Here is a 13,267-nt window from a genome sequence, read left to right on the forward strand (position 1 = left end):
AAATATGAAAGACAGAATTCGTCATGAATTCTGTCCTTTTTATTTACTATTATTTTTCGTAAAGCAAAACACGAACATTATTCTTAAAAGTACAATAAAAGTAAATATTAATTGACATATAATGTTTTTATATGGTTTAATTTGTATGAAAGATTTTTCAAATGCGAATTTTAAGGAGAATAATAATGACGAAAGTTATGATTGTGATGGGATCAATTTCAGATTGGCCAACAATGAAAGAAACTGCAAAGGTTTTGGATGATTTAGGTGTTTCATATGACAAAAAAATTATCTCAGCTCATCGCACTCCTGATTTATTGACTAAATTTGCTAAGGGAGCACTCGATAATGATGTCTCCGTAATAATTGCTGGTGCAGGTGGCGCCGCTCACCTACCAGGTATGATTGCTGCTAATACAATTGTTCCAGTAATCGGGGTTCCTGTACAAAGTAAGGCTCTCAATGGACTTGATTCATTATTAAGTATTGTACAAATGCCTTCTGGAGTGCCAGTCGCAACTGTTGCAATTGGGACATCCGGTGCTAAAAATGCTGGTTACTTGGCTGCACAAATTCTTGCAATGACTAATCCAGAAATTCGGAAGAATGTAATTAACTTTAGAAAAGAAGCTGCTCAAGGTGTGTTAGAAAGCGAGGCTCAATTAGATGAAGAATAATTTAATTGTTCCTCCAGCAACGATTGGGATTATCGGTGGGGGGCAGTTGGGCCGAATGATGGCAGAAGCAGCCAAACCAATGGGTTACAATGTCATTATTTTAGATCCGCAACCCAATTCTCCAGCTGGTCAAGTTTCCGATGATCAAATTATTGCCGAATATGATGACGTTATTGCTTTAACGAAGCTTGCTAAACGTTGTGATGTATTAACTTATGAATTTGAAAATGTTGACACAGATGCTTTAAAACAGGTTTCAGATTTAGTAAGCGTCCCTCAAGGAACCAATCTCTTAAAAGTCACTTCTGATCGATTACTAGAAAAAGAATTTATTCAAAGGGCGGGTTTACCCGTCACTAACTTTGCTAACGTGGAATCAATTGATGACTTACCTGCTGCAGCTGCTAAAATTGGTTATCCTGCTATTTTAAAAACGCGGAGTGGTGGTTATGATGGTCACGGTCAGTGGAATATTGATAATGAAACTCAGATGCAAGCAGTTTTACATAGGTTAAATGGAAAAATTGATGTACCTCTAATTTTGGAAAAGAAATTAGCGTTTGATCAAGAAATTAGTATTATGGTAACGCGCGATGGTAATCAAGAAGTAAAAACCTGGCCAATTGCGCAAAATACTCATCAAGATCACATTTTAAAAACGACAGTTGTTAATGATGAATTATCACCAAAATTGGTTCAAGCAGCTCATGAATATGCCGGAAAAATTGCTCATGCTTTAGATTTAAGTGGAGTGTTAGGGATTGAAATGTTTGTGGTGGGTGATGAAGTTTATGTTAATGAATTAGCACCACGTCCACATAACTCTGGGCACTATTCCATTGAAGGTTGTAATGTTTCACAATTTGAAGGTCACATTCGTAGTATCACAGGCTTACCAATTGCACCAATCGAACAACTTGATGATTCAATTCGCATGATTAATTTATTAGGTGACCAAATTACACAAGCCCTAAATGACTTAGTTAGTCATCCAGAATGGCATTTTCACGATTATCAAAAAGATCAAATTAAACCTAAACGAAAAATGGGACATATCACCGTTTTAGGCGCCAAAAATAGTACTGACTTAGCAGAATGGGAGAATACACATCATGAAAACATTTAAAAAAGGCGAACAAATCACTGAAGGTAAGGCCAAGATTATGTATGCTACTGATGACCCAGAAGTTTTATGGGTGCACAGTAAAGACCAAGCAACTGCTTTAAACGGAAAAAAGAAAGTAGCCATTGCCAACAAAGGTTACTACACCAATCACATTAGTTCATTGTTATTTAATTATCTAAATGGTCAAGGGGTTCCAACTCATTTTATTAGCCTAGAAAGCGATACTGATGTCGTTGTAAAACGGTTAAAGATGATCCCCTTAGAAGTCGTAGTTAGAAACTTTGCTTCAGGTCATTTTGTCACTCGTTTTGCAGTTAAGAATATGATGAAATTAGATCCTCCCGTTCAAGAATTTTATTACAAATCAGACGAATTAGACGATCCCATGATTAACAATTCCCAAATTTTAGCGCTTAAGATTGTTGATGAAGATCAAATTAAATTCATTCAAGCACAAGCACTTAAAATTAACGAAGACTTAAAGGCTTTATTTAACCGAATTAAGATTGATTTAGTTGATATTAAATTTGAATTCGGAATCACTAGTGATGGTCAATTAATTCTAGGTGACGAACTTTCACCTGATAACATGCGTCTAGTTGACCAAGCAACTGGCAAGTCACTTGATAAAGATGTGTTTAGAAAAGAAACCGGTAATTTAATTGATGGATATGCCGTTGTCTTGAATCGTTTGAAACAAGAATTAGGAGAATAAATATGTATTTTGGTAGAGTTTACGTTTCATACAAAAAGTCAGTTTTAGATCCTCAAGGTGAAGTTATTAAGTCAGGTTTAACGCACATGGGTTTTGAAAAAATTGAATCTGTGAAGCAAGGAAAATATTTTGAAATTAAATTTGCTGCTACTGATATGGAAAATGCTAAACAAGAATTAGTAAAAATGATTGAAGCTCTTTTAATTAATGCCAATACCGAAACCTATCGTTATGATTTAAAAGAATTGGGGGATTAGCATGAAAGCTGCTGTAATTCAATTTCCTGGTTCAAATTGTGACATGGATATGATGCACGCTTTAAAAGATTTTAAGGTTGATGCAACGTTAGTTTCACATAATGAAACTGATTTAAGTGATTACGATGCTATCTTCTTACCGGGAGGATTTTCGTTTGGTGATTATCTCCGTTCCGGGGCCATTGCTCGTTTTTCTCCAATTATGGAAGCCGTTAAGCAGGCTGATGAAGCAGGTAAAACGATTGTCGGAATCTGTAACGGATTTCAAATTTTAACCGAAGCTGGGTTATTGCCTGGTCAATTAATGCAAAACGAACATCCAGGCTTCATTTGTGATGAAGTTAAAATGGAGGTTACTAATCCTGATACCAAATTCAGTCGTGATTATCAAACAAGCGAAATCACTTTGCCAGTTGCACATGGTGAAGGTCGCTATTATGCTGATCAAGCTACAATCGACTCATTAGAAAAAAATCACCAAATTGTATTTAAATATCAAACCAACGTAAATGGCTCAACTGACGATATTGCTGGAATTACGAACCAAAAAGGGAATGTTTTAGGCATGATGCCTCATCCAGAACGTGCCATTGAAGCTATTTTAGGTAATACAGACGGTAGAAAATTATTTGAGAGTATTTTAGATAATTAGTTGATAGACAAGGAGTACGTTATGGTAAAAATTCCGGAACCAATGAGAAATGAACCATCCCCAGAAGAAATTAAAAAAAATAAAGTTTATCTTGATTGGGCTTTAACCACAGAAGAATATGATTTAATTTGTGACCATTTACATCGCCTACCAAATTACACTGAAACTGGTTTATTTGCGGCCATGTGGTCAGAACACTGTTCTTACAAGAAATCAAAACCAGTTTTACGCAAATTCTGGTCACAAAATGAACGAGTTTTACAAGGACCCGGAGAAGGTGCTGGAGTTTTAGACATTGGTGATCAACAAGCCGTCGTCTTTAAAGCGGAATCCCATAACCATCCATCTGCAGTTGAACCTTATGAAGGAGCTGCTACTGGGGTTGGAGGCATCTTACGTGATATTTTTTCAATGGGTGCGCAACCAATTGCGGTGTTAGATAGTTTACGGTTTGGTGAGTTAAATAATAACGATACGAAACACTTAGTAAATGGAATTATTGCCGGAATTGCTGGTTATGGAAATGCGATTGGAATTCCAACGGTTGGTGGTGAAATTGGTTTTGACGCTACTTATCAAGGAAATCCTTTGGTAAACGTCATGGCAGTCGGATTGTTAAACCAAGCTGATATGCAAGTTGGGAAAGCCGAAGGAATTGGAAACCGGGTTTTATACGTTGGAGCTAAAACTGGTCGTGACGGAATTCACGGTGCCACTTTTGCCTCAAGTGATTTTGATAGCGGAGTCGAAAAAAATCGTTCTGCTGTCCAAGTTGGTGATCCATTTTTAGAAAAATTAGTGATGGATGCCACCATTAAAGCAATTCGCGAACACGGTGATGCAATTGTCGGAGTTCAAGATATGGGTGCAGCTGGATTAGTTTCTTCATCTGCTGAAATGGCTGATGAAGCAGGAACTGGAGTTTTACTTGATTTAGATAAAGTTCCTCAACGAGAAACTAACATGACTCCCTATGAATTGATGTTGTCAGAATCACAAGAACGGATGCTATTAGTTGTCAAAGCTAACCAAGTTGCTGAAGTTGCTAAAGTGTTTGAAGATGCTGGTTTATCAGCCGTTGACATTGGTGAAGTAACTGATAATGGTAAATATGTGCTTTCTTTTGAAGGACAAACGGTGGCTGATGTGGACGTTAACTATTTAACTAATCCACCTAAGCAAGTGATGCAAGAAACTGCACCAAAACGTCTTACCCAGGATGCTACCCAACAATATCAACCAGAAATGACAAATGCTAGTCAAACTTTAACTGATTTATTAAAACAAAGTACCATTGCTTCTAAAGCCACTTTATTTAGACATTTTGATAGTATGGTGAGAACTAATACAGTTATCAAACCTGGTGGAGATGCCGCTTTAGTTCGAATCAAAGGAACGAGTAAGGCACTTGCCATGACGACTGATATTAGTGGTCGTTACACTTATCTCAATCCTAAAATTGGGGGAGCATTAGCTGTTGCTGAAGCCGCTCGAAACATCGTGGCAACAGGAGCAACTCCAATTGGGATTACCGATTGTTTGAACTTTGGTGATCCTGATGATCCTGAAATTTATTACGAACTAGATAAGTCATGTGAAGGTATCAATGATATGGCCAAAGTTTTGAATACACCAATTATTTCTGGAAATATTTCTTTATATAACGAAACTGATGGACAAGCCATTTATCCAACGCCGATGGTCGGAATGGTTGGACTTTTAGATGATGTAGAAAAAGCAACCACCATTAATTTTAAAAACGCAGATGATTTAATTTATTTAGTTGGAGAAGTTAGACCAGACTTTAACGGAACTGAATTGCAAAAAATGCAAACTGGTGAAATTAAGGGTAATTTAAATGATTTCGATAAAAATATTGAAAAACAACGCCAACAATTAGTGCTCGCAGGAATCAAGCAACAATTAATTAATAGCGCTCATGATGTCGCTGAAGGTGGTTTGGGCGTTACGCTTGCCGAAATGACTTTCAACACTGATTTTGGGGCAAATGTGAAACAAGCTCATCCAGTTAGTTGGTATTTTGCAGAATCACCTTCACTATTTGTCGTAACCGTTAAACCAGAAAATCAAACCAAATTTGAAAAATTGGCAGGTGACCAAGCGCGCCTAATTGGTAAAGTAACTACCGACCCACAACTTAAGCTGGTAGCTCTTGATCAAGATATTAATGTTAATAAAAACGAAATTGAAAAGGGTTATCAGGAGGCAATCACATGGCAATTGAACCATTAAGATCCGCTAATTCATTAAATGAAGAATGTGGAATTTTTGGAGTATGGGGAGTGCCAAATGCTGCAGAATTAACTTTTTATGGGTTACATGCTTTACAACATCGTGGTCAAGAAGGAGCTGGGATTGTTTCGAATAATCGCGGTCATTTATGGCAAGAACGGGGTTTAGGTTTACTCAGTTCCGTCTTTGCCGATCCCCAAAAATTAAAAAATTTAAAGGGTGATGCCGCTTTAGGACATGTTCGTTATGCAACGGCTGGATCTGGTGGTGTCGAAAATATTCAACCCTTTATGGTTAATTTTAGCGATATGCAAGTTGCTTTAGCTCATAACGGAAATATTACGAACGCTAAATCATTACGGAAAAAGTTAGAAGATCAAGGGGCAATTTTCCAATCATCTTCTGACACGGAAATTTTACTCCATTTAATTCGTCGTTCATATAAAACTACTTTTGTTGAACAATTAAAAGAAGCCTTAAATCAAATTCATGGTGGCTTTGCGGTTTTACTCATGACACCAGATGGCATTTATGCTGCTTTGGATCCTCATGGTTATCGTCCCTTTGTCATTGGTCAATTACCAAATGGAGCTTACGTGGCTACTAGTGAAACGGCTGCCTTAGGAGCAGTTGGAGCTAAATTCGTACGCGATGTGCAACCTGGCGAATTGATTACACTTAATGATGATGGAATGAAAATTGATCATTACACGACTGATACCACATTAAACATTGATTCGATGGAATATATTTATTTTGCCCGTCCTGATTCCGATATTTATGGCGTAAACGTGCATCAAGCCCGAAAACGGATGGGAAAACGGTTAGCCAAAGAAGCTCCAGCTGATGCAGATATTGTGGTGGCAGTGCCAAATTCTTCTCTTTCTGCCACCATGGGTTATGCTGAAGCATCCGGTCTTCCTAATGAAATGGGATTAATCAAGAACCAATACATCGCGAGAACTTTTATCGAACCAACTCAAGAACGACGAGAACGAGCAGTGCGAATGAAATTAAGTGCAATTCCTTCTGTTTTAAAGGGTAAACGAGTTGTCCTAGTTGATGATTCAATTGTTCGGGGGACAACTTCAAAGTACATTATTCATATGTTACGTGAAGCCGGAGCCAAAGAAGTGCACGTTCGAATTGCTTCACCAGCCTTTAAATATCCATCTTTTTACGGGATTGATATGCAAACCACGAAAGAATTAATGGCCGCTAACAACTCGGTTGAAGAAATGCGGAAAAAAATTGGGGCTGATTCGCTTGAATTCCTATCAACGCAGGGTTTGATTGATTCAATTGGCTTAGAACATGAAGGTCGTGGAACTGGATTAACCACCGCTTATTTTGATGGTCATTATCCTTCTCCAATTTATGACTATGCACCAGAATTGACTGAACAAGCCAAGACGGGAGAAGTTACTTTTGATACCGAAGTTGGGCAAAACTAGTTAAGGAGAATTAGAATGGGAAAAGATGCTTACGCTAAGGCTGGGGTTGACATTCACGCGGGTGATGAAGCAGTTCAAAAAATGAAGGCTGCCGTTGAGTCAACCTATACACCGCAAGTTTTATCTGGATTAGGTGGTTTTGGATCAGTTTTTGAAATACCAACTGGATATCAACATCCTGTCTTAGTTAGTGGAACCGATGGAGTCGGAACTAAGCTATTGTTAGCGATTGGTGCAGATCGGCACGATACGATTGGCCAAGATTTAGTTGCGATGGTTATGAACGATATTATCGCTGAAGGGGCTAAACCACTCTTTTTACAAGACTATTTAGCCGTTGATAAAATGCGGCCTGAAATAGTAGCTGAAACAATTGGTGGAATTGCGAAAGCCACTAAAGCAGTGGGAGCCTCTCTAATTGGTGGTGAGTCTGCTGAACTTCCAGGTCTTTACGCTGAAAAACACTATGATTTAGCTGCTTTTGGGGTTGGAATTGCGGAAAAAGATGAAATTCTGGATTCAGAAAAAAATGCAGAAGCAGGCGACATTTTATTAGGCTTACCATCTTCTGGAGTTCATTCCAATGGTTATTCACTAGTCCGTTCTGTTTTTGGAATTAAAGAGCCTGCCGATTTTAATAAGTTACCCAAAACTGTCCAAGAACAATTATTGACCCCTACAACCCTATACTATCCAATCATTAGTAAATTATTGGATGAACACCGGATTACCGGGATGAGTAATATTACTGGTGGGGGAATTGTTGGTAATTTACCTCGGGCCTTTAGCAAAGATTTACAAGCTAAAACCACGTGGGGCAGTTGGCCAATTTTAGAGATTTTCAATACATTACAACAAAAGGGTCAATTGAGTACGGATGACATGTTGAACACCTTTAACAACGGGTTAGGAATGATTTTAATTATCAAACCAGATCAGCTAAAGGATGTTATGAATTACTTTAGAGAGACTAACCAACCAGTTTATGAAATTGGTAAGTTACAATCAAAAGCAAACGAAAAAGATGCTGGAGTTATTTTTGAAGGAGTTGCTCCATGGAAAAAATAACACGCTTAGCCGTCATGGCTTCGGGAAACGGAACTAATTTTGCGGCTTTATTAGCTTATATTAAACAAGCCAAGTTACCGGTCGAAATTGTTCGTTTGGTAGTTGATCATGACGATGTCAAGGTCATTGACCTTGCTAAAGAAGCCCAGGTTCCTGTTTTTACTATTAACTACAAGGATTATCCCAATCGAGAAACAGCAGAAAAGCAAATTTTACAACAATTGGCTGATGATGAAATTGATGGAATTTTATTAGCAGGGTATATGCGAATTTTAACTCCTCAATTTGTTAAAGTTTATCCGCAAAAAATCATTAATATTCATCCGGCTTTATTACCCAGTTTTCCTGGACGCCACGGAATTGATGACGCTTATAATTACGGTGTTAAAGTAACCGGAGTCACGATTCACTTTGTTAATGATGGAGTGGATAGTGGCAAGATAATTGCACAAGAACCAGTTCGAATTGAAGATGATGATTCATTGGATTCTTTAGAAGTAAAGATTCATGCAGTTGAACACAAGTTGTATCCAAAAACATTGCAGAAGTTGATTAAAGAGGGAGTATTTAAATCATGAGAAGAGCATTAATTAGTGTTTCTGATAAAAACGGCGTGGTTAAATTTGCCAAGGGACTACAAAAATTAGATTTTGAAATTGTTTCAACTGGTGGAACTTTTAAAGCATTGCATGATGCCGGAGTTGATGTGATTCCCATTGAAGATGTGACTAATTTCCCTGAAATGTTAGATGGTCGGGTTAAAACCCTTCATCCTAACGTTCATGGTGGTTTATTAGCTCGCCGCGATGTTCCTGAACATATGCAACAATTAAAAGAACAAAACATTACCCCAATTGATTTAGTAGCCGTTAACCTTTATCCATTTAAAGAAACGATTGAAAAACCCGACACTACCGAAGCGGACGCCATTGAACAAATTGATATTGGTGGTCCTTCAATGCTTCGCTCAGCCGCTAAAAACTATCATGATGTTCTAGCAGTGGTTGATCCTGCTGATTATGAAAAAGTATTAGATGTCCTTGCAAATCAAACTGATACTCCCGCATTTCGGAAAGGTTTAGCTGCTAAAGTATTCAGACATACAGCTGCTTACGATGCCTTAATTTCTCAATATTTAACTGGTCCTGAATTTACGCAAAAAGTTACCAATACTTACGATTTATTTGAACCACTTCGTTATGGTGAAAATTCACAACAAAAAGCAGCTGCTTACCGCGATGCCATCCCAGAACCATACTCTGTTTTAAACGCTAACATCTTGCATGGAAAACAACTTTCTTATAACAACATTCGTGATGCTGATGCAGCCTTAAGAATCATTGCTGAATTTTCAGATCCAGCCGTTGTTACAGTTAAGCACATGAATCCAGCCGGAATTGGAATTGGTGAAAACATTGAAGCAGCTTGGGATAAAGCTTACGAAGGTGATGACATTTCCATCTTTGGTGGAATTGTGGCTTTAAACCGTCCAGTTGATTTAGCTACTGCTAAAAAGTTACACAGTATTTTCCTTGAAATTATCATTGCACCTAGTTTTGATGATGATGCTTATGCAGAATTAGCTCGTAAAAAGAACCTTCGTCTCTTGACCCTTCCATTCACAAACAAAATTCCTCAAAGAATTGAAACTACTTCCGTGTTAGGTGGAGCAGTTATGCAAGACCGCGATTTAGAAAGTGAAGCAATCGATGATTTAAAAGTCGTTTCTAAAAAACGACCAACTGAAGCACAAATGAAAGCCATGATTTTTGCTCAAACGGCTGTTAAATACGTTAAATCAAACGCCATCGTGGTTGCTAGTGAAGGTCAAACCCTTGGAATTGGTGCAGGTCAACCTAACCGAATCGATTCAGTTAAAATTGCAATTGATCATGCTGAATCTAAACCTAGTTTTAAAGACGCAGTCTTAGCATCTGATGCCTTCTTCCCAATGGATGATTCAGTTGAATACGCTGCTAAGCATGGTATTGATGCAATTATTGAACCAGGTGGCTCAATTAGAGACCAAGACTCAATTGATAAAGCAAATGAATTAGGAGTTGCCTTAGTATTTTCAGGTAATCGTCACTTTAAGCATTAAGGAGTTTTCGATGGCAAAAGTATTAGTTATTGGATCTGGAGCTCGTGAACATACGATTGCCCAGACCTTTCAACGTAGTCCTCAAGTTGATGAAGTATTTGTGGCACCAGGAAATTACGGAATGAAAACTGATGGAATCTCACCAGTTGCCATTGAGACCAATGATTTTCCTGCTTTGATTAAGTTTGCAAAAGACCAACAAATTGATTTAACGTTCGTGGGAAATGAAGCACCTTTAGTAGCAGGAGTAGTCGACGCATTTGAAGCAGCTGGATTAGCTATTTTTGGGCCAAACCAACAAGCTGCTAAATTAGAAGGATCAAAAGCTTTCATGAAAAAATTATTAGCAGATGCTAATATTACAACTGCAAAAGCGAAAACGGTAACTTCTTTAACTGATGCGAAAGTGGTTGCTGATGAATTTGGTTACCCCGTAGTAGTGAAAACAGATGCTTTAGCTGCTGGCAAAGGCGTTTCAATTCATCAAACTAAAGTAGCTGCCGATGAATTTCTCACTAATTTATATCAAAAAGAACCGCATGTTAAGTTGGTAATTGAAGAGTACTTAGAAGGTTTTGAATTTTCAATTTTCTCTTTAGTGGGTAAAGACCAAGTTGTGCATACGCCAATTGCCCATGACTATAAACGTCGATTTGAAGCTGACAAAGGGCCTAATACTGGTGGAATGGGTTCTTATAGTCCAGTTGTCCAGGTATCTAAACAAAATCTTGAATTAGCACTTAATCAATTAGTAATGCCAACTTTAGATGCGATGAAAAAACAGGGAACCCCGTTTTATGGAGTTCTTTATACTGGAGTAATGCTCACGAAGTCTGGTCCCAAAGTAATTGAATTTAATGTGCGGTTTGGTGATCCCGAAACCCAAGTGGTTTTACCACAATTACAAAGTGATTTTTACACTTTAATTCAAGGATTATTAAACGGAAAACTAGTCCAACCAGTATGGCAAAATACGGATACTTACTTAGGCGTTGTCTTGGTAAATCCTAATTATCCAGCTCCAAATCATCAATTATATCCAGTACCAAGTTTCTCAGATAATTTGGTAGTAAATTATGCTAGTATTAAATCAGAAGCAAATCAGATGATGAGTGATGGTGGCCGAGTTTTAACTACGGTCGTTCATGCACCTACTTTAGATTTAGCTCGGCAAAAAATTTATTCTATTTTAGATCAAACCAAGATGGGTTTGGCTTATCGTAACGATATTGGTAAATTAGATTAATTAAAAAGTAATTTTGAGGTGGAAAAATGAAAAGTGATATTGAAATCGCACAAGCAGCAACAATTTGGCCAATTGAAAAAGTCGCTAAAGCAGCTGGTTTTACTAGTGATGAAGTGATTCCTTATGGGAAAAATACCGCTAAAATTGTTTTAGATGAAAAATTACATGATCAAGAAAACGGTAAATTGGTATTGGTAACTTCCATTAATCCAACTCCAGCTGGAGAAGGTAAATCAACCGTTGCCGTTGGTTTAGCGGATGCTTTGAATTTAGCCAATCATAAAACGGTTTTAGCTTTACGGGAACCTTCCCTTGGACCTGTCATGGGAATGAAAGGTGGAGCTACTGGTGGAGGAATGTCACAAGTTTTACCAATGGATGACATTAACTTACATTTTACTGGTGATTTTCATGCCTTAACGGTTGCTCAAAACACCTTAATGGCTTTGGTTGATAACAGTATTTATCAAGGAAATAAATTAAACTTAGATCCACGACAAGTTTTATTAAAACGTGTATTAGACGTTAATGATCGTGAGTTACGGCATATCGTAGTTGGTTTAGGTGGGAGAACTAGCGGAGTTCCCCGCGAAAGTGGTTTTGATATTACGGCTGCTTCCGAATTAATGGCTATCTTAACCTTATCAACTGATTTAGATGATATGCAACGCCGAATTAATCGAATTGTCGTAGGTTATACATACGATAAAAAGCCAGTTACAGTAGCTGACTTAGGGGTTGCGGGCGCCATTACAACCTTATTAAAAGATGCCATTAAACCAAACTTGGTACAAACCATGGGACACACGCCAACTTTGATTCACGGTGGTCCATTTGCCAACATTGCACAAGGAACTAATTCAGTGCAAGCAACCAAATTAGCTATGAAAATGGGTGATTATGCAGTTACTGAAGCAGGATTTGGTGCTGATTTAGGGGGAGAGAAGTTCTTAGATGTTAAAACTCCACTTTTACCAAAACATCCAGATGCAATTGTAATTGTCGCTACCGTTCGAGCATTAAAGATGCACGGTGGCATGGACAAAAAAGACCTTAATCATGAAAATTTAGTTGCCTTACAAAAGGGACTCGCCAACTTAGGTCAACATATTAGCAGTATGAAACGTTACGGTGTTCCAGTGGTCGTTGCGATTAATAAATTTACCAGTGATACTGATGCTGAAATGAAAATGATTGAAGACTATTCCAGTGAACAGGGTGTTAAAGCTTATGCTGCTGATGTTTGGGGCCAAGGTGGTCAAGGTGCGACTGATTTAGCAGCTGGAGTTGTGGAAGCAACTGAACAACCTGCTGATTTCAAACCTTTATATCAACCTGATGACAGCATTATGACGAAATTAAACCAAATTGTTAAAGTGATTTATGGTGGTAAAGAAGTTGAATTATCACCTAAAGCACAAAAACAAATTGCTGGTTTTGAAAAATTAGGTTGGGATAAGTTACCAGTGATTGTTGCTAAAACGCAATACTCTCTAACCGATGATGCTAAAAAAATTGGTAAACCAGAAGACTTTGTCATTCATATTCGTGAATTTGTGCCTAAATTAGGGGCCGGCTTCTTAGTAGCCATGGCAGGAAATATTTTAACGATGCCTGGATTACCTAAGGATCCCGCTGCTAATCACATTAAAATTGATAGTGATGAAAAAATTACTGGCTTGTTCTAAAGTGTTATTCTAATTAAGGAACTAATTACA

The 13,267-nt window shown here is 37.8% G+C and carries 12 protein-coding genes; all 12 read left to right on the plus strand.

Features of this window, described 5'->3' with window-relative positions:
• Nucleotides 1-185 precede the first annotated feature (185 nt).
• From purE to PY770_RS03000, 12 genes are read left to right on the plus strand one after another with little or no spacing between them, the layout of a single operon-like run.
• Nucleotides 186-677 (plus strand): 5-(carboxyamino)imidazole ribonucleotide mutase, encoded by a 492-nt coding sequence (gene purE, locus PY770_RS02945; RefSeq protein ID WP_103423295.1) that lies wholly within the window; start codon nucleotides 186-188, stop codon nucleotides 675-677.
• The gene (purK, locus tag PY770_RS02950) at nucleotides 667-1,803 is read left to right on the plus strand and encodes a 5-(carboxyamino)imidazole ribonucleotide synthase (RefSeq protein WP_275046073.1); all 1,137 of its coding nucleotides are present in this window, start codon (nucleotides 667-669) and stop codon (nucleotides 1,801-1,803) included. The genes purE and purK overlap by 11 nt, the downstream gene beginning before the upstream one ends.
• On the plus strand, nucleotides 1,790-2,518 hold the full coding sequence (gene purC, locus PY770_RS02955) for a phosphoribosylaminoimidazolesuccinocarboxamide synthase (RefSeq protein WP_056957663.1): 729 nt from the start codon (nucleotides 1,790-1,792) through the stop codon (nucleotides 2,516-2,518). The genes purK and purC overlap by 14 nt, the downstream gene beginning before the upstream one ends.
• A gap of 2 nt (nucleotides 2,519-2,520) precedes the next feature.
• Entirely contained in the window at nucleotides 2,521-2,775 is a 255-nt protein-coding gene (purS, locus tag PY770_RS02960) for a phosphoribosylformylglycinamidine synthase subunit PurS (RefSeq protein ID WP_056957662.1), read from the plus strand.
• A gap of 1 nt (nucleotide 2,776) precedes the next feature.
• A complete protein-coding gene (purQ, locus tag PY770_RS02965; RefSeq protein WP_103423297.1) occupies nucleotides 2,777-3,427 on the plus strand; it encodes a phosphoribosylformylglycinamidine synthase subunit PurQ in 651 nt (216 codons plus the stop codon).
• Nucleotides 3,428-3,448: 21 nt separating this feature from the next.
• Complete coding sequence (purL, locus tag PY770_RS02970) at nucleotides 3,449-5,680, plus strand: phosphoribosylformylglycinamidine synthase subunit PurL (protein ID WP_180993249.1); 2,232 nt, start codon at nucleotides 3,449-3,451, stop codon at nucleotides 5,678-5,680.
• On the plus strand, nucleotides 5,662-7,134 hold the full coding sequence (gene purF / locus PY770_RS02975) for an amidophosphoribosyltransferase (protein WP_103428685.1): 1,473 nt from the start codon (nucleotides 5,662-5,664) through the stop codon (nucleotides 7,132-7,134). Before purL ends, purF begins: the two co-directional genes overlap by 19 nt.
• 15 nt (nucleotides 7,135-7,149) lie before the next feature.
• Entirely contained in the window at nucleotides 7,150-8,202 is a 1,053-nt protein-coding gene (gene purM, locus PY770_RS02980) for a phosphoribosylformylglycinamidine cyclo-ligase (RefSeq protein ID WP_103428686.1), read from the plus strand.
• Entirely contained in the window at nucleotides 8,190-8,780 is a 591-nt protein-coding gene (gene purN, locus PY770_RS02985; protein ID WP_103428687.1) for a phosphoribosylglycinamide formyltransferase, read from the plus strand. The genes purM and purN overlap by 13 nt, the downstream gene beginning before the upstream one ends.
• Nucleotides 8,777-10,303 (plus strand): bifunctional phosphoribosylaminoimidazolecarboxamide formyltransferase/IMP cyclohydrolase, encoded by a 1,527-nt coding sequence (gene purH / locus PY770_RS02990; protein ID WP_103428688.1) that lies wholly within the window; start codon nucleotides 8,777-8,779, stop codon nucleotides 10,301-10,303. The genes purN and purH overlap by 4 nt, the downstream gene beginning before the upstream one ends.
• Nucleotides 10,304-10,313: 10 nt before the next feature.
• Complete coding sequence (gene purD, locus PY770_RS02995) at nucleotides 10,314-11,549, plus strand: phosphoribosylamine--glycine ligase (RefSeq protein WP_275046074.1); 1,236 nt, start codon at nucleotides 10,314-10,316, stop codon at nucleotides 11,547-11,549.
• A gap of 26 nt (nucleotides 11,550-11,575) precedes the next feature.
• The gene (locus tag PY770_RS03000) at nucleotides 11,576-13,237 is read left to right on the plus strand and encodes a formate--tetrahydrofolate ligase (protein ID WP_103423303.1); all 1,662 of its coding nucleotides are present in this window, start codon (nucleotides 11,576-11,578) and stop codon (nucleotides 13,235-13,237) included.
• Nucleotides 13,238-13,267 lie beyond the last annotated feature (30 nt).

It is taken from the genome of Fructilactobacillus sanfranciscensis, from assembly GCF_029023685.1.
Classification (GTDB): domain Bacteria; phylum Bacillota; class Bacilli; order Lactobacillales; family Lactobacillaceae; genus Fructilactobacillus; species Fructilactobacillus sanfranciscensis.